The 20,638-nt window shown below is 72.2% G+C and carries 11 protein-coding genes; 1 reads left to right on the top strand and 10 read right to left on the bottom strand.

The features are described 5' to 3' along the window. Positions 1 to 25: 25 nt before the first annotated feature. The 3 genes from AB0M28_RS08435 to AB0M28_RS08425 all read right to left on the bottom strand — a co-directional run bounded on the left by AB0M28_RS08435 (position 26) and on the right by AB0M28_RS08425 (position 3,637). Entirely contained in the window at positions 26 to 565 is a 540-nt protein-coding gene (locus tag AB0M28_RS08435; protein WP_365399773.1) for a cupredoxin domain-containing protein, read from the bottom strand. After that, positions 562 to 2,655 (bottom strand): right-handed parallel beta-helix repeat-containing protein, encoded by a 2,094-nt coding sequence (locus tag AB0M28_RS08430; RefSeq protein WP_365399770.1) that lies wholly within the window; start codon positions 2,653 to 2,655, stop codon positions 562 to 564. Before AB0M28_RS08430 ends, AB0M28_RS08435 begins: the two co-directional genes overlap by 4 nt. A gap of 100 nt (positions 2,656 to 2,755) precedes the next feature. Continuing rightward, complete coding sequence (locus AB0M28_RS08425) at positions 2,756 to 3,637, bottom strand: GH25 family lysozyme (RefSeq protein WP_365399767.1); 882 nt, start codon at positions 3,635 to 3,637, stop codon at positions 2,756 to 2,758. A 278-nt stretch (positions 3,638 to 3,915) separates the two neighbouring features. On the opposite strand from AB0M28_RS08425, the gene glgP reads away from it, so the two are divergent. Then, positions 3,916 to 6,537 (top strand): alpha-glucan family phosphorylase, encoded by a 2,622-nt coding sequence (gene glgP, locus AB0M28_RS08420; protein ID WP_365399765.1) that lies wholly within the window; start codon positions 3,916 to 3,918, stop codon positions 6,535 to 6,537. Between the two features lie 101 nt (positions 6,538 to 6,638). On the opposite strand, the gene AB0M28_RS08415 is transcribed toward glgP, so the two are convergent. The 7 genes from AB0M28_RS08415 to glgX form a co-directional block, all read right to left on the bottom strand. After that, a complete protein-coding gene (locus AB0M28_RS08415) occupies positions 6,639 to 8,141 on the bottom strand; it encodes a M4 family metallopeptidase (RefSeq protein WP_365399904.1) in 1,503 nt (500 codons plus the stop codon). Between the two features lie 234 nt (positions 8,142 to 8,375). Beyond that, the gene (locus AB0M28_RS08410; protein ID WP_365399902.1) at positions 8,376 to 9,875 is read right to left on the bottom strand and encodes a M4 family metallopeptidase; all 1,500 of its coding nucleotides are present in this window, start codon (positions 9,873 to 9,875) and stop codon (positions 8,376 to 8,378) included. A 308-nt stretch (positions 9,876 to 10,183) separates the two neighbouring features. Continuing rightward, the gene (locus AB0M28_RS08405; protein ID WP_365399763.1) at positions 10,184 to 12,457 is read right to left on the bottom strand and encodes a M4 family metallopeptidase; all 2,274 of its coding nucleotides are present in this window, start codon (positions 12,455 to 12,457) and stop codon (positions 10,184 to 10,186) included. 350 nt (positions 12,458 to 12,807) lie between these two features. Continuing rightward, positions 12,808 to 14,670 (bottom strand): ABC transporter ATP-binding protein, encoded by a 1,863-nt coding sequence (locus AB0M28_RS08400; RefSeq protein WP_365399760.1) that lies wholly within the window; start codon positions 14,668 to 14,670, stop codon positions 12,808 to 12,810. Beyond that, positions 14,667 to 16,553, bottom strand: a complete 1,887-nt coding sequence (locus tag AB0M28_RS08395; RefSeq protein ID WP_365399757.1) for an ABC transporter ATP-binding protein — start codon at positions 16,551 to 16,553, stop codon at positions 14,667 to 14,669. The genes AB0M28_RS08400 and AB0M28_RS08395 overlap by 4 nt, the downstream gene beginning before the upstream one ends. Before the next feature lie 114 nt (positions 16,554 to 16,667). Next, complete coding sequence (locus tag AB0M28_RS08390) at positions 16,668 to 17,858, bottom strand: MFS transporter (RefSeq protein ID WP_365399899.1); 1,191 nt, start codon at positions 17,856 to 17,858, stop codon at positions 16,668 to 16,670. A gap of 192 nt (positions 17,859 to 18,050) precedes the next feature. After that, positions 18,051 to 20,339: a glycogen debranching protein GlgX gene (gene glgX, locus AB0M28_RS08385; RefSeq protein ID WP_365399755.1), complete on the bottom strand. Its 2,289-nt coding sequence runs from the start codon at positions 20,337 to 20,339 to the stop codon at positions 18,051 to 18,053. Between the last annotated feature and the right edge of the window lie 299 nt (positions 20,340 to 20,638).

Genomic DNA, 20,638 nt, shown 5'->3' with positions numbered 1-20,638 from the left:
GTCACCGGATGGGCAGGCTGCCGCGTCACCGGACGAGCAGCTGGGTGAGGACCAGGCCGGACTCGTGCGTCTCGACCTCGAACACGCCCGTACGGTCGGCGGTGAACGTCAGCGTGGTGGTCCGCCCGGCGGCCAGGGCGGCGGTCTTGTCCAGGCCGTGGACGTGCAGTTCGTCGGCGGTGTCGCTGGTGACGACCAGGGCGACCCGGTCGCCCTCGCGCACCTCGACCCGGCCGGGGGACGGGCTGACCCTGCCGTCGGCGACCGTGATCCGCACGGTCTCGTCCGCCTGCGTCCCCGCCGCCTGCGGGTCGGTGTCGCCGTTCTTGGAGCCCGAGTCGGAGCCCGAGCCGGAGTCGGCGTCGTGGCCCTCCTCGCCCTGGTCGTGCAGATCGCTGCCCGACTCGTCCGGCGGCTGGGTGGCCGGGGCGACCGGGGCCGTCGCGGTGTCGTGGCTGGTGCCCGGCCGGTGGTGGGTGGTCGGCCGCGAGCAGCCGGCCACCGCCAGGGCCACGGCGAGGGCGGCGGCCAGCGCGACGGCCGCCCCCGGCGCGGTGCGCCTCATGCCGTCGCCGCCGTCGGCTCCGGCCCGGGCGCCACCGGGCCGCCGTCGGGTGCCGCCCCGCGGTCCGGCTCCCCAGCGTCCGCGCCCGCGTCGGCCCGCAGTGGCTGGCGGGCCGCGGCCACCACGCCCCACAGCACCCACACCAGGCCCACGACGGTCCGGATCCAGGCCGGGCTGAGCGGGATCCACGGGATCATCACGACGGCCTTGTCGAAGGCGTCGGCCATGGTCAGGACCCCCAGGCCCAGCGTCACCCACCCGAACACCGGCCGCCGCCCCCGCAGCAGCCACCCCGTCCCGGCCCACCAGCCGCCGAGCAGCACCAGCGCCACCCACGGGAGCGCCGTATGGGCGTACGAGCTCGCCGACCCGACCACGTCGAGCACCAGCCCCGCCAGCCCCGCCCCGGCGGCGACCGTGCCCCACCGGTCACGGCGCAGCAGCCGCCACCACAGCACCCCGCCGACCAGCCCCAGCACGGCCGCCACGGCGAGCGCCAGCTGCGTCTCGATCCGCTCGACGCCCCGTGCCCCGTACCAGTCGCAGCCTGCCGGCAGCTTGCGCGCCCCGGCGTCGTACTCCGCGCACACCAGCAGCTGCGCCAGCTTCACCGGCTCGCCGACGACGCGGTCGCCGCCCCCCGACACCTCGCCCGGCTTGTCGCCGCAGGAGGGCAGCGCGGGCGGGTTGGACTGGCCGGCCAGCCCGGACCAGCAGTTGCCCTCGCCCTGGCCGTCCCACCACACGGACGTCTTGTTGGGGCGGGACGCGCCCTCGCGGTCCACGCCGAGGTGGTTGCCGATGTAGCGGTTGTGGTGGGAGGTGTCCCACTGCTTGCCGAAGGCGTTCTCGCCGCGGATGAACGCGGGCACCGCGTGCAGGACGAAGGCGGCGCGCTGCTGGCCGTAGATCCAGTTGTCCTGGAAGAGGTTGTAGTTGCCGCCGGCGACGATGAAGCCGGTGCCGACGGGCACGGAGATCTGCGGGCAGACGACGCCCTTCTCGTAGCCGCGCTCGGCGGGCGGCTTGGCGCAGGTGCCGTCGCGGACGTAGCGGTAGTAGTCCTGGTTGTTGTCGTGGACCAGGTTCCGCTCGAACTTCGCGTGGTCCTGCGGCAGTCCGGGGTGGCCGGGGAAGGCGCTGTCCATGGTGGCGCCGGCCATGTTGTGGTCGAACTCGTTGTCGTGGACCCAGACGGAGTTACCCGCCGTGCCGGAGTAGCCGACCATGTTGTGGTGGCTGCGGCAGCCGGTGATCTCCATCGAGTAGCGCCGCACGTCGTAGCCGCGGTCGCTGTTGACGTCGGAGGCGCTGCCCGGATAGATGCCGGAGTCGCCGTTGCCGTAGGACTCGCAGTCCTTGTACAGGCCGTGGTCGCTGGCGAAGGTGAGGAAGCCGTACTCGTCGTTCCAGCGGGTCAGCACGTCGTCGATGGCGAAGCCGTCGCCGGCCAGGATGTACACGGAGTTGAAGGTCGAGCGCTGCGCGGTGAAGTTCTTGAGGTAGATCCCGTCGGAGCCGTCCGCGCGGATCACGTTCAGCTTCTTGTACTGCCCGTCGATGATCACGTCGTTGCGGCTCGCGCCGGTGCCCTCGATCTGCAGGTCCTGCTTGCCCAGGATCGCGATCAGGTTCTGGTTGGTGGGGCACTGCTTCTGCTGCTCGTACGACAGGATCTGGTACCCGAACGACGACTTCGGCGCCTTGAGTTCGGCGCACGCGCCCTCAGGCCCCGGCTGCGTGGGCTCCTCCAGATACAGCCCCGGCAGGACCGCGATGTTCATGCCGGCCTTGTCGACCGCGTTCACGGCCTCCTGCACATGCCGGAAGCCGCTCTTCTGGCACTGGTCGAAGAGGGCGAGGTTGCGCTGCCTCAGCTCCGCCGGAAAGCCGGATATCCGGCGCTCGAAGTCCGCCCGGTCGGTCTTGCACACGACGAGATCGGGCTCCTCCGCCCGGTACGTCGGCACACTCCCCGACCCATCGGGGAAGTCCACGGGTCGCTCCTCGTGCGCCACGGCGGGCGCGGCCCCGGCGAACACGGCCAGAAAGGCCGCCAGCGCGACCAGGCTCTTACGGATCCTCGGCATGGCGGAAGAGTAGAGCAATGTTCACGTTTTGTGGATCCCCTGCGCGGCACCCGCTCCGCCGGGGAGGTGGGACCGGCCGCGCCGGCCCCACCCGCGGGCGTCACGCCGTGTTGTTCGCCAGGGCCAGCAGTCGGGAGCGGTCGCCGTTGAACTTGTCGCGGTCGACGTTGCCCGAGACGCCGGAGACCGTGCCGGAGCTGGTGTACTGCCAGATCGTCCAGACCGAGAAGCCGCCCGGCAGGCTCGGGGTGTGGTTCGACGTCCAGTGCGCGACCCACAGCGGGCTGCGCGTGGCCATCCCCGACCAGCTGCCCGTGCACGTGTTCCACCAGGAGGGGCTGGTGTAGATCACGACGTCACGGGTGGTGCGGGACTTGTAGGTGTTGTAGAAGTCCAGGATCCAGTTGCGCATCGAGGTCTGGGACAGCCCGTAGCACGCGGAGCCCGACGGGTTGTTCTCGATGTCCAGCACCCCGGGCAGGGTCAGGTTGTCCCGGGACCAGGCCCCGCCGTTGGACGCGAAGTAGTTCGCCTGCGTGGCGCCGCTGGAGAGGTTCGGCCGCGCGAAGTGGTACGCGCCGCGGATCACACCCGCGTAGTAGGCGTTGGTGTAGTTGGCGTTGAACTGCGGGTCCTTGTAGCTGGTGCCCTCCGTCGCCTTGATCCAGGCGAACTGGATGCCCGCGTTCCGCACCGACGTCCAGTTGATCGAGCCCTGCCAGTGCGAGACGTCGATCCCCTGGACCCCGTCACCGTGGCTCTCGATCCCGATCCCGCCGGACGGCGGCGTCTGCTCCTCGCGCACACCGGAGCCCATCCAGGCGTCCCCGACGGGCACCTGGTCCGCCGGCGGCAGCCCGCCCGCGGCGCTCGCGGCGCCGGGCGAGGTCAGCAGCAGGGCGAAGGCCGCGGCGAGCACGCCGGCCAGGCCGGCGGAGCGGCGTAACAGCGAGCTGGGCGCGGGGAATCTGTACTGCGTCACGGGGGCCTCCTGGGGCTCAGTGGGGTGAGGTGGTGAGGCGGTGCCGGAAAGCCGTACGGGGCGGAACTTGCGCCCTGGAACAGGCGCGTTACGAGTTACCCACGGGTCGCAGGCCTTGGGAAGGGCCGCCACGCACCCTCTGTGGTCCAGACCGGTCGCCGGCGCGCGGAGCTGGCGAGATCACCGAGAGTGGCCGTCAACTTTCGGACAGTGAAATACCGTTGGCCGAAATGAGGCGTTCTGTTGCCCTCCGCGCGCTGGGCACTACCGTCGAAACCGTGAAGGCTATCCGTAGGTTCACCGTCCGCCCCGTCCTGCCCGAGCCGCTGCGCGCGCTCGGCGAGCTGAGCCGGAATCTGCGCTGGTCCTGGCATCCGGAGACGCGCGAGCTGTTCGAGTCCGTGGACCCCGAGGGCTGGCGCGCCACCGGCGGAGACCCGGTACGGCTCCTCGGCGGCGTCTCCAGCGAGCGCCTGGCCGCGCTGGCGGCGGACCGCCGGTTCGTACGCCGGCTGGGCTCCGTCGCCGGCGATCTGCAGGACTACCTCTCCGGACCGCGCTGGTACCAGCAGGCCGGCCACCACGACCTGCCCGCCGCGATCGCCTACTTCTCCCCGGAGTTCGGCATCACGGCCGCCCTGCCCCAGTACTCCGGGGGCCTCGGGATCCTGGCCGGCGACCACCTCAAGGCCGCCAGCGACCTCGGCGTCCCCCTGATCGGCGTCGGCCTGCTGTACCGCCACGGCTACTTCCGCCAGAGCCTCTCCCGCGACGGCTGGCAGCAGGAGCACTACCCCGTCCTCGACCCCAACGAGCTGCCGCTGAACCGCCTGCAGGAGGAGAGCGGCGCCCCCTGCCTGGTCCGCCTCGCCCTGCCCGGCGGCCGCTCCCTGTACGCCTCCGTCTGGCTGGCCCGGGTCGGCCGCGTCCCGCTGCTCCTGCTGGACTCCGACGTCGACGAGAACGCGCCCGGCGAACGCGACGTCACCGACCGCCTCTACGGCGGCGGCAGCGAGCACCGGCTGCTGCAGGAGATGCTGCTGGGCATCGGCGGCGTCCGTGCCGTACGGACGTACTGCCGGCTCACCGGCCACCCGGCCCCCGAGGTCTTCCACACCAACGAGGGCCACGCCGGCTTCCTCGGCCTGGAGCGCATCCGCGAGCTCATCACCGACGGCGCGGACCTCGGCTTCGCCGCCGCCCTGGAGACCGTCCGCGCCGGCACCGTCTTCACCACCCACACCCCCGTCCCCGCCGGCATCGACCGCTTCGACCGCGAACTGGTCGCCCGCCACCTCGGCGACGACGCCGAGTTGCCCGGCATCGACGTGGGCGAGGTCCTGCGGCTCGGCCACGAGTCCTACCCCGGCGGCGAGCCCAACCTGTTCAACATGGCCGTGATGGGACTGCGCCTCGCCCAGCGCGCCAACGGCGTCTCCACCCTCCACGGAGGCGTCAGCCGCGGGATGTTCAACGGCCTGTGGCCCGGATTCGACCCGGCCGAGGTGCCCATCGGCTCCGTCACCAACGGCGTCCACGCCCCCACCTGGGTCGCCCCCGAGGTGTTCCGCCTCGGCGCCCGCCAGATCGGCGCCCAGCGCACCGAGGACGCCCTCACCGTCGGCACCGGCGAACGCTGGGACGCCGTCGCCGCCATCCCCGACGCCGACATCTGGGAGCTGCGCCGCGTGCTGCGCGAGCAGCTCGTCGAGGAGGTCCGCGCGAGGCTGCGCGCCTCCTGGCGGCAGCGCGGCGCCGGCGAGGCGGAGCTGGGCTGGATCGACGGCGTGCTGGACCCCGACGTGCTGACCATCGGCTTCGCCCGCCGCGTCCCGTCGTACAAGCGGCTCACGCTCATGCTCAACGACCGCGACCGGCTGATGGAGCTGCTGCTGCACCCCGAGCGGCCCGTGCAGATCGTCGTCGCCGGCAAGGCGCACCCCGCCGACGACGGCGGCAAGCGCCTGATCCAGGAGCTGGTCCGGTTCGCCGACGACCCGCGGGTGCGCCACCGCGTCGTCTTCCTGCCGGACTACGGCATGGCGATGGCGCAGAAGCTCTACACCGGCTGTGACGTCTGGCTGAACAACCCCCTGCGCCCGCTGGAGGCGTGCGGCACCTCCGGCATGAAGGCGGCCCTCAACGGCTGCCTCAACCTCTCCGTCCTGGACGGCTGGTGGGACGAGTGGTACGAGCCCGACTTCGGCTGGGCGATCCCCACGGCCGACGGCACCGCCACCTCCGAGGCGCGCCGAGACGAGCTGGAGGCCGGCGCGATCTACGAGCTGCTGGAGGAGCGCATCACGCCCCGGTTCTACGACAAGGGCCGCTCCGGACTGCCCGACCGCTGGATCGAGATGGTCCGCCAGACCCTGGTCAACCTGGGCCCGAAGGTCCTCGCGGGCCGGATGCTGCGGGAGTACGTCGAGAAGCTGTACGCCCCCGCCGCCCGCGCCCACCGCACGCTCGACCCGCCCACGGCCCGCGAACTGGCCGCCTTCAAGCAGCGGGTGCGCGGCGCCTGGCACCAGGTGGCCGTGGAGCACGTCGAGGCGGGCGACAGCTCGGCGGAGCTGGGCGCCACGATCGGGCTGCGGGTGCGCGTCCGCCTCGGCGAGCTGGCGCCGGACGACGTGGAGGTGCAGGCGGCCTCCGGCCGGGTGGACACCGGTGATGTGATCACCGATCCGGAGATGGTGCCGCTGAAGCCGGCGTCCGGGCCGGACGCCGACGGACGGTGGCTGTACGAGGGGCCGCTGGCCCTGGACCGCACCGGCCCGTTCGGCTACACGGTGCGGATCCTGCCCGCGCACCGGCTCCTCGCGGCGCCCGCGGAGATGGGGCTGGTGGCGGCCCCCACGGAGAGCACGAGCGAGGAGTCCGGGCTGATCATGCGGTGAGAGTGCACGGCGCTGACCATGCGGTGAGGGACGGCGACGCTTGCCGAGCGGTGAGGGACGGCGGCCCCCCATCCGAATAGGGTGGCCGCCGTCCCCGGCCGTCAGTGGACGTTGACCGCCGCCCACGCCTTGTCGACCGCCGCGGCCTGGGCGCTGTCCGCGCCGAACAGGTCGGCGGCAGCCGACAGCGTGGCCAGCCGCGCGTCCGCGTAGTCCGTGCGCTTGGTCATGTAGACCGTCAGCGCCCGGTACCAGATCTGCTCCGCCGCCGCGCGGCCGATGCCGCTCACCGGCGCGCCGTCGAACGTCGGGCTGTCGTACGTCACGCCGTTGATCGTCTTCACGCCGCTGCCCTCGGACAGCAGGTAGAAGAAGTGGTTCGCCGGACCCGACGAGTAGTGCACGTTGAGCTTGCCGAGCTTCGGATCCCAGTAGTCCGCCGACCGGCCGTCCTTCGACGGCTTGTCCATGAAGCGCAGCGGGGCGCCCGTACCGCGGATGTCGATCTTCTCGCCGATCAGGTAGTCACCCACGTCGTTGGCGTTGTTCGCGTTGAACTCGACGGTGGTGCCGAAGATGTCCGAGGTCGCCTCGTTGAGGCCGCCGGACTCCTTGGAGTAGATCAGGCCCGCGGTGGACGCGGTGACGCCGTGGCTCATCTCGTGGCCGGCCACGTCGATCGACGTGAGCGGCTTCATGTCGCCCGCGCCGTCGCCGTACGTCATGCAGAAGCAGGAGTCCTGCCAGAAGGCGTTGACGTACGCCACGCCGTAGTGGACGCGGGAGTACGCGGCCACGCCGTCGTTGCGGATGCCGTTGCGGCCGTGCACGCTCTGGTAGTAGTCCCAGGTCGCCGCGGCGCCGTAGGCGGCATCGACCGCCGCGGTCTGCGCGTTGGCGGGCGTGCCGTCGCCCCAGTGGTCGTCGGCGTCGGTGAACAGGGTGCCCTGGCCCTTGGTGCCGTGGTTCAGGTCGTACGTGCCGTGCCCGCCGCGCCCGGCGTCGGTCAGCGCGAAGCCGCCGGTGACGGCCGTCGTGCCCAGCGCCACGGTGCCGCTGTACATCGACTCGCCGGTGCCCTCGGTGTGGACGGCGTCCCACTCGTACAGCTTCGCGCCGGTCCTCGCGTCGGTGACGGTGTGCAGTTCGCTCGGGGTGCCGTCCGCCTGCGTGCCGTGCGTGACGGTCTCCCAGGCGAGTACGGGCTTGCCGTCGGCGGCCCAGACCACCTTGCGGGAGTCGCCGGCGGGCGTGACGGACGCCTTGGTGGAGGCGACCGCGGTGCTGCCCTTCAGCTTCTTCGTGACGCCGAGGGCCTTGCCGTCCTTCGCGGTGTGCACGATCAGGTCCCCGCCGAGGACGGGCAGTCCGGCGTAGGTGCGCTCGTAGCGGGTGTGGACGGTGCCGTCGCGGTCCTTCAGCACGTCGCGTACGACGAGCTGCTCCTTCGCGTCCAGCTTCAGGGAACGGGCCGTCGCGGACTTCCCCGCGTCGGCCGACTTGATCAGCGCGGTGCGCTGGGCGGGGGTGAGCTTGGCGGGCAGCTTGCCCGGGTCGGGCTGGGACTGGGCGGCGCCCGCGCCGGTTCCGCTGAGGGCGGTCATGCCGGTGGCGAGCAGGGTCGCCGTCGCCAGGGCTATGGCCGTGCGGGATGGTATGCGCACGCTCGGAACTCCTTTGGCTGCGGTGGCAGAGGTACTTGGGTGGTGCATCGGTGCGGGGGGCTCCGCGATCCTGGCATCCGCCGCGGCCCTCTGTCACGGGGCCGACGCGAACCGGCACCGCCCCGTGATGTGAGGGGCGGTGCCGGTGGTGTGCGTGGGGTTACAGGTGACCGGTCAGTGGACGTTGACCGCCGCCCACGCCCGGTCGACCGCCGCGTACGGGGTGCTGCCCGCGCCGTACAGGTCGGCCGCCGCCGACAGGGTGGCCGTGCGGGCGCCCGCGTACTCGGTGCGCGAGGTCATGTAGACGGTCAGCGCCCGGTACCAGATCTGCTCGGCCGCCGCGCGGCCGATCCCGGTCACCGCCTGCCCGTCGTACGTCGGGCTGTTGTACGTCACGCCGTTGACCGTCTTCACGCCGCTGCCCTCGGACAGCAGGTAGAAGAAGTGGTTCGCCGGACCGGACGAGTAGTGCACGTTGAGCCGGCCGAGGCTGCGGCTCCAGTTGTCCGCGGACGCGCCGTCCTTGGAGGGCTTGTCCATGTAGCGCAGCGGGGTGCCGTCGCCGTTGATGTCGATCTTCTCGCCGATGAGGTAGTCACCGGTGTCCGTGGAGTTGTTCGCGCTGAACTCCACGGCGGTGCCGAAGATGTCGGAGGTCGCCTCGTTGAGGCCGCCGGACTCCTTGGAGTAGACCAGGCCCGCGGTGGCGGCCGTGACGCCGTGCGACATCTCGTGGCCGGCCACGTCCAGCGAGGTCAGCGGGTGCTGGTTGGCCGCGCCGTCGCCGTAGGTCATGCAGAAGCAGCTGTCGTTCCAGAAGGCGTTGACGTACGCGTTGCCGTAGTGGACCCGGGAGTAGGCGGCGACGCCGTCGTTGCGGATGCCGTTGCGGCCGAAGGTGTTCTGGTAGTAGTCCCAGGTCATCGCGGCGCCGTAGTGCGCGTCCACGGCCGCGGTCTGCGCGTTGCCGGCGGTGCCGTTGCCCCAGACGTCGTCGGCGTCGGTGAACAGGGTGCCCTGGCCGCTGGTGCCGCCGTTCAGGTTGTACGTGGAGTGCCCGCCGCGGCCCGCGTCCTTCAGCGAGAACGCGCCGTTCACCGGGGTGGTGCCGAGCTGCACGGTGCCGCTGTACATCGACTCGCCGCTGCCGGTCCGTACGGCCTCGTAGTCGTAGAGCTTCGCGCCGGTCCTCGCGTCGGTGACCGTGTGCAGCTCGCTCGGCGTGCCGTCGTGCTGGGTGCCGCGGGTGACGGTCTCCCAGGCCAGCACCGGCTTGCCGTCGGCCGCCCAGATCACCTTGCGGGAGTCGCCGCCGGGCGCGGTCAGCGCCTTGGTGTCGGCGACCGCCACGCTGCCCTGGAACGCCCGGGTCTGGCCCAGGGCCTTGCCGGACTTGGCGGTGTGCACGACCAGGTCGCCGCCGAGGACCGGCAGACCCTCGTACGTCCGCTCGTAGCGGGTGTGCAGGGTGCCGTCCGCGTCCTTCTGGACATCGCGGACGACCAGCCGCTCCTTGGCGTCCAGCCCCAGGCGCTTCGCCTCGGCCGACTTGCCGGCGTCGGCGGCGCCGATGAGCGCCGTGCGCTCGGCCGGGGTCAGCTTCGCCGGCCTCGCGCCCGGGTCGGGCTGCGCGGGGGCGGCGCCCGCCCCGGGGACGGTCACGGCGCTCAGGCCGGCGGCGAGCAGGGTTGCTGTCGCCAGGGATATCGCCGTACGGGAGGACACGCGCACGCTGGAACTCCTTCGAACTGCGGTGGCAGATGAGGTTGGTGCCGGAGGGCTAACGGATCTTGGCACCGGAACGGGGGAATGTCAGTGGGGCAAAGGCGACAAGTCTGCAAGATGACCGAACCTTTACGCGGACGGCCCTGGGCAAGCGCGTACCCGGGCGCATTCCGTCCCCGGGCGCAGCGCGGTGCCGCCCGGGTGGGGCCGGGCGGCACCGGACGGTCCGGGAGGACGGACCTCCCGGAACCGGATCAGAAGGTCAGCTTCCAGCTGTTGATGTAGCCCGTGTCGTACGTCGCCACGTCCTGGACGCGCAGCTTCCAGGTGCCGGCCGCGACCTCACTGGAGGCGTTGACCGTGTAGGTGGCGACGACGTTGTCGGCCGAGTCGCTCGACGAGGAGTTCTTCAGCCGGTACGCCGTGCCGTCCGGCGCGATCAGGTCGATGACGAGGTCACCGCGCCAGGTGTGCACGATGTTCACGCCGACCTGCAGGGCCGAGGGGGCGTTGCCGGCCCGGGTCACCGAGATCGGGGACTCGGTCGTCGAGTTGTCGTTGATCGGGTAGTCGGTGGTGTTCTCGAAGACGGTCTGGCTGCCGTCACCCACGGTCCAGGTGAAGGACGCCGTACCCGTGCTGCTCGCCGAGTCCGTCACCGTGACGGTGACGCTCGAGGACCCGATCGCGGTGGGCGTACCGGAGATCAGACCGGTGGAGGAGTTGATGGTGAGCCCCGCCGGCAGCCCGGAGGCGGCGTAGGAGAGCGCGCCCGGGTTGGTGGAGGTGGCCTGGATCTGCAGCGTGTCCGCCGTGTTCACCACGGAGCTCTGCGGGCCGGGGTTGGTGACGGTGACGCCGTTGGCGATCCGGGCGCCGACGTTGATGGCGGCCCAGGCGTTGGCGACGTTGTTGTACGTGGCGCTGCCCTGCCCGAAGAGCTCGGCGGCGGCGGCCAGCGTGCCCGTACGGGCCCCGGCGTAGTTGGTGCTGGAGCCGAACTTGGTGGTCAGCGCCCGGTACCAGATCTTCTCGGCGTTGGCGCGGCCGATCGGGGTGACGGGCAGACCGTCGGAGGTGGGGCTGTCGTACGAGACGCCGTTGACGACCTTGGCGCCGCTGCCCTCGGAGGCCAGGTAGAACCAGTGGTTGGCCGGACCGGAGGAGTAGTGCACGTCGATCGAGCCGATGCCGGAGTACCAGGAGTCCTTGGACGCGCCGTCCCTGGAGGGCTTGTCCATGTAGCGCAGCGGCGTGCCGTTGCCGTTGATGTCGATCTTCTCGCCGACGAGGTAGTCGCCCACGTCGCTGGAGTTGTTCGCGGCGAACTCGACGGCCGCGGCGAAGATGTCGGAGGTCGCCTCGTTGAGACCGCCGGACTCGCCGGAGTACGTCAGGCCCGCGGTGACGGAGGTGACGCCGTGCGTCATCTCATGGGCGGCCACGTCGATCGAGGTGAGCGGCTTGGCGTTGCCCGAGCCGTCGCCGTACGTCATGCAGAAGCAGCTGTCGCTCCAGAAGGCGTTGACGTAGTTGTTGCCGTAGTGGACCCGGGAGTACGCGCCCACGCCGTCGCCGCGGATACCGGTGCGGCCATGGGTGTTCTTGTAGTAGTCCCAGGTCAGCGCGGCGCCGTAGTGGGCGTCGGCGCCCGCGGTCTCCAGGTTGGACGCCAGTCCGTTGCCCCAGACGTCGTCGGTGCCGGAGAACAGCGTGCCGGTGCCGGAGGTGCCGTGGTTGAGGTTGTACGTCTTGTGGCCGCCGCGGCCGGTGTCGTTCAGCGAGTAGGTGCTGCCGGAGAGCGCGGTGCCGAGCGTGACGGTGCCGCTGTACTGGGTGTTGCCGGTGCCGGTCTCCACGCCCTGGTAGCGGAAGAGCTCCTTGCCGGAGGTGGCGTCGGTGACCACGTGCAGCTCGTTGGGCGTGCCGTCGTGCTGCAGTCCGCCGACGACGGTCTCCCAGGCCAGCACGGGCGCGCCGGTGCCGGCCGCCCAGACGACCTTGCGGACGCTGTCCGCGGCGGTCTTGGCGCTGCCCTCCGCGCGGGCCTCGGCGACGGCGTACGTCCGCGCGCCGGCCGCGCTCTTCGCGGCGGTCGTGGTGGCGGGCGCGATGCCCGACTTCCGGGCGCGGGTGACGCCTTGCAGCTCCCCGCTCTTCGACTCGGCGACGACGAGGTCGCCGCCGAGCACGGGCAGACCGGCGTACGTCCGCTCGTACCGGGTGTGCGTCGTGCCGTCGGCGTCCAGGGTGACGTCGCGGACGACCAGCTTCTCCTTGGCGCCGAGGCCGATGCGCCGCTCCTCGGCGGACCTGCCGGCGTCGGCCGCCTGGATCAGCTCGGTGCGCCGGGCGGGGGAGAGCTTGACGGGCAGCGCTCCCGGGTCGGGCTTCTCGAAGGCGGGCGCCTTGGTCGTGGCGGCCTCGGGCGCGGGTGCGGCCGTCGCGGTGGCAAGTCCCGTGACGGCGAGGGCGGATGCCGCGATCAGGGCGAGTGCCGTCGTACGGCGGTGGGGGGTGCGTCTCACACGGACTCCTTCTGCGGGGCCACGCGCCGTGGTGGGGCGCGGGCCGTCAACGGACCGAACGACCGGTCGTGCCGTCCGGGCAGAACAAGCGGTGGTGCGGACATACGGGGAAGCCCACTGGGCTTCGGGAAGCGTCCCACCTGCGTCACGTACATGTCATGTACGCCTCGTCAGGTTGGCCGGATTTCGTCCGCCAGGAGAACAGCGCTGTTCGAAACCCGGACGCCGAGCAAGCGGTTGTCCCCCGAAGAGGGACCAGCCGCACACGCGACGGCCCCGGACACCGTTCGAGGCTGCCCTTGGCCGAAAGGCAACCCCCGTGGCGTCCGGGGCCGTCGAAGCGAGGGGAGTTACACCACGCTGTCCTGCCACGCCTGGTGGAGCTCCGCGAACCGGCCGCGGTCCTCGATGAGGTCCTCGGGCCGGCCGTCCTCGACCACCCGGCCCTGGGACATCACCAGCACCCGGTCCGCGATCTCCACCGTCGACAGCCGGTGGGCGATCACGATCGCGGTACGTCCCCGCAGCACCGTGTGCATGGCGCGCTGGACCGCGCGCTCGCCGGGGATGTCCAGGGAGCTGGTGGCCTCGTCGAGGATCAGCACCGCCGGGTCCGCCAGCAGGGCGCGGGCGAACGAGACCAGCTGGCGCTGGCCCGCCGAGATCCGGCCGCCGCGCTTGCGCACGTCCGTGTCGTAGCCGTCCGGCAGCGCGGCGATGAACTCGTGGGCGCCGATGGCCCGCGCGGCCTGTTCGATCTCCTCGCGGGTGGCGTCCGGCCGGCCGATCGCGATGTTCTCCGCGACCGTGCCCGAGAACAGGAACGCCTCCTGGGTGACCATCACGACGCCCTTCCGCAGCTCCGCGTTCGGGACGTCCCGCAGATCCGTGCCGTCCAGCAGCACCCGGCCGTGCGTGGGGTCGTAGAAGCGGGCCAGCAGCTTCGCCAGCGTGGACTTGCCCGCGCCCGTGGAGCCCACCACCGCGACCGTCTGACCGGCCGGGATCGTCAGATCGAAGCGCGGCAGCACCTCGCCGCCGGTCCGGTAGGAGAAGTCCACGCCCTCGAAGACCACCTCGCGGCCGGGCGTCTCGGCCGGGCGGGCCGGGAGTTCGCGGGGCTCGGCGGGCTCCGGCACGGACGGCGACTGCGCCAGCAGGCCCGCGATCTTCTCCAGGGAGGCCGCCGCCGACTGGTAGGAGTTCAGGAACATGCCGAGCCGGTCGATCGGGTCGTACAGCCGGCGCAGATACAGCACGGCCGCCGCCAGGACGCCCAGCGCCAGCCCGCCGTCCGCCACCCGGTACGCGCCCCACACCACGATCGCCGCGATCGCGAAGTTCGCGGTGAGCCGGGAGGAGACGACGTAACGCGCCATCTCCAGGATGGAGTCGCCGTTGACCTGCTCGTGGTGCCGGTTCAGCTTGTCGAAGTCGCCGTCGTTGGCCTGCTCGCGGCGGAACGCCTGCACCGGGCGGATGCCGTTCATCGTCTCGACGAACTTCACGATCACCCGGGCGATCGCCGTCGAGCGCTTCTTGTAGATCCGCATCGAGCGCTTCTGGAAGTTGCGGATCAGCAGGTAGAGCGGGAAGAAGGAGGCCAGCGCCGCCGCGCCCAGACCGAGGTCGAGCACGAGCAGCATGGTGCCGATGTAGACCGTCGCCAGGACGAGGGCGATCAGCTCCTGCAGGCCCTCGCTGAGCAGCTCCCGCAGCGCCTCGACGTCGTTGGTGGCGCGGGAGATCAGCCGGCCCGAGGTGTAGCGGTCGTGGAAGTCCACCGACAGGGCCTGGCCGTGCCGGAAGATCCGGCCGCGCAGGTCCAGCAGCACGTCCTGGTTGACGCGGGCCGCCGCCCGGACGAAGCAGTACTGCAGGATGCCCGACGCCAGCGCGCAGCCCAGATAGGCGGCGCCCACGGCGATCAGCGGGCCGTGGTCGTCGCGGCGCAGCGCGGGCACCGCGCGGTCGAGGGCGAACGCCACCAGCAGCGGTCCGGCCTGCACGGCGGCCTGCTGCAGCAGGATGAGCAGCGCCGCCACGGCCACCCGGCCGCGGCGCGGCGCGAGCAGGCCGCGCAGCAGCTGCAGCGAGGCGCCCCTGGGCGCGGGCAGCACGTCCTGGTCGAAGGGGTCGGTGGGTGTGCCGCCGTCCTGGGCGGCCTGCTTCCCGTCGGCCTTTCCGGCCGCGGCCGTGGTCTCGGTGGTCATGCGGGTACGCCCCCCTCGGCGTGGTGCGGGTCGCTCGCGGCGGCGTCCCCGGCGTGGTGCGGGTCCTCGGCGGAGGCGCCGCCGGCGTGCTGCGGGTCGTTCGCGGAGGCGTCCACGCCCGACATCAGCAGCCGGTACTCGGCGTTGGTGTGCAGCAGCTCCTCGTGGGTGCCGACCGCCGCGATCCGGCCGCCCGAGAGCAGCGCCACGCGGTCGGCGAGCAGCACGGTCGACGGGCGGTGCGCCACGACCAGCGCCGTGGTCTGGGACAGCACCTGCCGCAGCGCCGCCTCCACCAGCGCCTCGGTGTGCACGTCGAGCGCGGACAGCGGGTCGTCCAGCACCAGGAACCGGGGCCGTCCGACGATCGCCCGCGCGAGCGCGAGCCGCTGCCGCTGCCCGCCGGACAGGCTGAGGCCCTGCTCGCCGACCTGGGTGTCCGGCCCTTCCGGCAGCTCGTGTACGAAACCGGCCTGGGCCACGTCGAGGGCGCGCCGCAGCTCCGGGTCGCCGGCGGCGTCCGAGCCCATCAGCACGTTCTCCGCGGCCGTGGCGGAGAACAGCGTCGGCTCCTCGAACGCCACGGCCACCAGCGTGCGCAGCTCGTCGCGCGACAGGTCCTGGATGTCCCGCCCGTCCAGGGTGATGTGCCCGGACGACAGCTCGTGCAGCCGCGGTACGAGCGCCGTGAGCGCCGTCTTGCCGCTGCCTGTCGCGCCCACCAGCGCCATCGTCTCGCCGGACCGCACGTGCAGGTCGATGCCCTCGAGGGTGGGCCGGTCGGCGTCGGGGAAGCGGAAGGTGACGTCTGTGAAGCGCAGCCCGGTGTCCTGGCGCGGCACGGCCGCGGCGCCCGCCGGGGTGAGGGCGGTGTCCCCGGCGTCCGCCTCGGGCTCGTCCATCACCTCGAAGAACCGGTCCGTCGCCGTGGCCGCCTCGTTGCTCATCGCGAGCAGGAAGCCGATCGACTCCACCGGCCAGCGCAGTGCCAGCGCCGTCGACAGGAACGCCACCAGCGTGCCCGCCGACAGCTCGCCGTCGGAGACCTGCGTGGTGCCGACGATCAGCGCCGCGCCGATCGCCAGCTCCGGCAGCGTCATGATCAGCGTCCAGATGCCCGCCAGCAGCCGCGCCTTGTGCAGCTCCGTGCCGCGCAGCCGTTGCGCCAGCTCGCGGAAGGCGCGGGCCTGGGCGCGGTGCCGGCCGAAGCCCTTGACGATGCGGATGCCCAGCACCGACTCCTCGACCACGGTGGTCAGATCGCCGACCTGGTCCTGGGCCCGCCGCGCGGCGACGAAGAACTTCCGCTCGAACGCCGAGCACAGCGCCACCAGCGGCAGCACCGGAGCCAGCAGGATCAGCCCCAGCATCCACTGCTGGGAGAGCAGGATCGCGAAGCCCACCAGGATCGTGACCCCGTTGACCAGCAGGAAGGTCAGCGGGAAGGCGAGGAACATGCGCAGCAGCATCAGGTCCGTCGTACCGCGTGACAGCAGCTGGCCGGAGGCCCAGCGGTCGTGGAACGACACCGGCAGCCGCTGCAGATGGCGGTAGAGGTCGGCGCGCATGCCGGCCTCGACCCCGGCCAGCGGGCGGGCCACCAGCCAGCGCCGCAGTCCGAAGAGCGCGGCCTCGGCGACACCGAGGGCGAGCAGCAGACCGCCGCCCAGCCACACACCGGCGGGATCGCGGTCGGCGACGGGGCCGTCCACGATCCACTTCAGGACGAGCGGGATGACCAGGCCGGTGCAGGACGCGACGACCGCGACGACCGCCGCCGTGCCGAGGCGCGCCCGCACGGGGCGGACATAGGGCCAGAGTCTGAGGAGGGAGCGTACGGCGGAGCGGTCGGAGTCCGGGCGTTCTATCGTTGCATCAGGCATCGATCCCGACCTTACGTTCGCGGAGCCGGTGAGCTCATCTGGTTTTGGCCACGAGCCGATTACGGAGATTCCCGGAACGTCACGGCCCAGACACGGCGTCCCGCCCGGCGCCGCTCACGTGGCCTCCGCCCGGCGCAGATTGCGGATGGCGGGTACCGCGAGCAGCGCTATCGGCGCCGCGAGCGCCACGACCGCGTTGACCGCCAGCACGTGGGTGGCACCGAAGGCCGCCGCGGCCGGGCCGGCGAGGGCCTGGCCGACGGGCATCATCGCGATGGATCCGGCCACGTCGTACGCGTGCACCCGGGCCACCACCTCCCGCGGCACCTGGGTGAGGATGCTGGTCGTCCACATCACGCCCCAGAACGCCATGCACGCCCCGTCGACGGCCATGGCCGCCGCGATCCAGCCGGCCGGCAGCCCCGCCACGATCGAGCCGACGCCCAGACAGCGGCCGAGCAGGGCGATCGCGCCGGCCCGCAGCGGACGCACCGGGCGCAGCCGCATCGCGAGCAGTCCGCCGACCGCCATCCCGCCGCCCGCCGCGGAGTTGATCCAGCCGAAGGCGCCCGCGCCGTGTTCGGTGACCAGCTTGGTGGCGATCAGCGGCACACTCGGTCCCCAGGACGCGATCATGAAGACCATCCAGACCACGATCACGGCCCACAGCCAGGTCCGGGACCGGAACTCGCGCCACCCCTCGACCAGGTCCGACCGGAAGGTGCCACCGCGCACCTCCCGCCCGTTCGGCGGGGCGAGCCGCATCGCCATCAGGCACAGCGCGCTCAGCAGATACGTCGTGGCGTGCACCACGAACACCCCGCCGGCCTCGGTGAGGCCGACCAGCGCGCCCGCGACCGCGGGCCCCGCCAGGTTCATCACCGACTCGACCGTGCGGATCGCCCCGTTGGCGGACTGCACGTCGCGGGCGATGCGCGGGATGGTGCCGGCGATGCCCGGCTGGAAGAGGGCGGCGCAGGTGCCGTTCACGGCGGAGAGCACGCACAGCTGCCAGAGCACCACGTGCCCGGAGAAGAAGAGCGCGGCGATCAGGCCCGTGCTGACCACCCGGACCAGATCGGAGCCGATCATCAGCGATCTGGGGCTGAACCGGTCCGCGATCACCCCGCCGAAGACGACGAACCCGGCGAAGGTGGCGGTCATCGAGGCCATGGCGGCACCCACGGCCCCGGCTCCGTGGCCGTTCAGCACCAGCCCGGCGGCCATGGCGACCGGCGCCATCACGTCGCCGAGCCGGGTGACGCCGCGGGCGGCGAAGAACAGCGTGAAGTTCCGGGACCACAGACCGCGCGGCTCGGCGGTCTGCAGACCCGGTGACGGTATGTGTGTCTTGTCCCGGGAGGCACTTGTCATAGGTCTGACATCGTTTCCCGTCGCGGCCCGGCGCGGCAAATCAATTAGTCAGGTCTGCTCCCCCCGTCGATGTCCGTGCCGGCCACCCCGGCCGACCTGCTTGTCCGGCTGGGGGTCCGGGGGTCATCCCCCGGAAAAAACAGTGGGCAGTACGCGCAGCAGGAGGACCGACCGCCCGTCGACCGTGACGGGCTCGCCGCCCGGGTGCTTGACCTCGGGCGCCTCGCCCTGCTCCTCCCGCGCGGTGTCGACGACCAGCTCGTACGCCCGGGCCCACGGCGGGCCGGGCAGGGTGAACTCCACCGGCTGCGCGCCCGCGTGGAGAACCACCAGGAAGCTGTCGTCCCGCACCGGGCGGCCGTGCGGATCGCGCTGCGGGATGTCCTGCCCGGACAGATACATGCCGAACGTGGCGGTGGGGGCGTACCAGTCGGATTCGGTCATCTCCCGTCCGTGCGGGGTGAACCAGGCCAGATCGCGCAGCCCGCCGTCCCCCTGCGGCCGGCCGGAGAAGAACGCCCGGCGGCGCAGCACGGGATGGTCGTGGCGCAGCGCGATCAGCCGGGCGGTCAGCCGCTGGACCTCCCGCCAGCCGGGCTGCTCCAGCAGCGACCAGTCGACCCAGCTGACCTCGTTGTCCTGGCAGTACGCGTTGTTGTTGCCGCCCTGGGTACGGCCCATCTCGTCGCCCGCGACCAGCATCGGCACGCCGGTGGAGAGCAGCAGGGTGGTCAGCAGGTTGCGGATCTGGCGGCGGCGCAGGGCGTTGGTGCCGGGGTCGTCCGTCTCGCCCTCGCGGCCGCAGTTCCACGCGCGGTTGTCGTCGGTGCCGTCGCGGTCGTCCTCGCCGTTGGCGGCGTTGTGCTTGCGCTCGTACGACACGAGGTCGCGCAGGGTGAAGCCGTCGTGGGCGGTGACGAAGTTGACCGAGGCGTACGGGCGGCGGCCGCCCCAGGCGTACAGGTCGGAGGAGCCCGACAGCCGGTAGCCGAGGTCGCGCACGTCCGGCAGGGCGCCGCGCCAGTAGTCGCGCACCGCGCCCCGGTAGCGGTCGTTCCACTCGGTCCACAGCGGGGGGAAGGACCCGACCTGGTACCCGCCGGAGCCGACGTCCCAGGGCTCGGCGATCAGCTTGACCCTTCTGAGCACCGGGTCCTGGGCGATCACGGCGAGGAACGGGGAGAGCATGTCGACGTCGTGCATCGAGCGGGCCAGCGCGGCGGCCAGGTCGAAGCGGAAACCGTCCACGCCCATCTCCGTCACCCAGTAGCGCAGGCTGTCGGTGATCAGGCGCAGCACCTGCGGCTGCACGACGTGCAGGGTGTTGCCGCAGCCGGTGTAGTCGGCGTAGCGGCGGGCGTCGAGGGCGAGGCGGTAGTAGCCGCGGTTGTCGATGCCGCGCAGGCTGTAGGTGGGGCCGAGTTCGCTGCCCTCGGCGGTGTGGTTGTAGACGACGTCGAGGATCACCTCGATCCCGGCGTCGTGCAGGGCGCGGACCATCCGGCGGAACTCGCCGACCTGCTGGCCGCGCGTGCCCGTCGCCGCGTAGCCGCCGTGCGGGGCGAAGTAGCCGACCGAGTTGTAGCCCCAGTAGTTGGTCAGCCCGCGCGTCAGCAGCGTGCCCTCGGTGGCGAACTGGTGGACCGGGAGCAGTTCCACGGCGGTGACGCCCAGCCGCGTCAGGTGCTCGACGGCGGCCGGGTGGGCGAGGCCGGCGTAGGTGCCGCGCAGGTGCTCGGGGATCCGGGGGTTCAGCCGGGTGAAGCCCTTGACGTGCAGCTCGTAGATGACGGAGTCCGCCCACGGCGTCTTCGGGCGGCGGTCGTCGGTCCACTCGTCGTTGCCGAGCCCGTCGGTGTCGTCGTGGACGACGACGCCCTTCGGCATGTACGGCGCGGAGTCCCGGTCGTCGCGGACGGTGTCGGCGAGATGCCGCTGCGGCCAGTCGCGGACGTGCCCGAACACCTCCGGTACGTCGCGGAACTCGCCGTCGACCGCCCGGGCGTACGGGTCCAGCAGCAGCTTCGCCGGGTTCCAGCGGGCGCCCGTCCACGGGTCCCAGCGGCCCCGCACCCGGAATCCGTAGCGGTGGCCGGGGCGGACCCCCGGGGCGAAGCCGTGCCAGATCTCGTGCGTCAGCTCCGCCATCGGCAGCCGGGTCTCCCGCCCCTCCTCGTCGAACAGGCAGAGGTCCACACCCTCGGCGCCGCCGGCCCACAGGGCGAAGTTCGTGCCCTCCACGCCGCCGGGGCCGCGGTGGAACCGGGCGCCGAGCGGCTGCGGGCTGCCGGGCCAGGGGGCGCCGTCGCGGGGCGCGGGGAGGCGCTCCGCGGCCTCCGGGGGCGTACGGGGTGACGGGGGCCGCTCCGTCGTCTCCGGGGGCGTACGGACGTCCTCGTGGGCGCTCGACACGTGTTGCCCTCCGGCGGCTCGGCGTTGTACGTCGTGGTCCCTGGTCGTGCGTGGTGTACGCGGTGATCGGTGTCCGAGGAGTCCCGTCCTCCCAGCTGTTCTGCCCACCGGGGCCGGGTCGAACACGGGCACGGGCGGCCCCTGCCGCCCCGGGGCCCGACTTTCGGATCTTGCCGGGGTGCGCGCCGCCCGGCCCGCCCATCTGCCGCGTTGTCGTCCGAAGGGTCCGGCGGCCCGTATGCGCCGGTGGGACGTTTCCCGGGGGCTCCTCGATCGTTGAGGGCAGGCGTGAGACGTGG

The sequence above is a fragment of the Streptomyces sp. NPDC051940 genome (genome assembly GCF_040680895.1).
Taxonomy (GTDB): domain Bacteria; phylum Actinomycetota; class Actinomycetes; order Streptomycetales; family Streptomycetaceae; genus Streptomyces.
The sequence above is the reverse complement of the archived record's forward strand: the minus strand, read 5'-3'. Positions and strand labels throughout refer to the sequence as shown.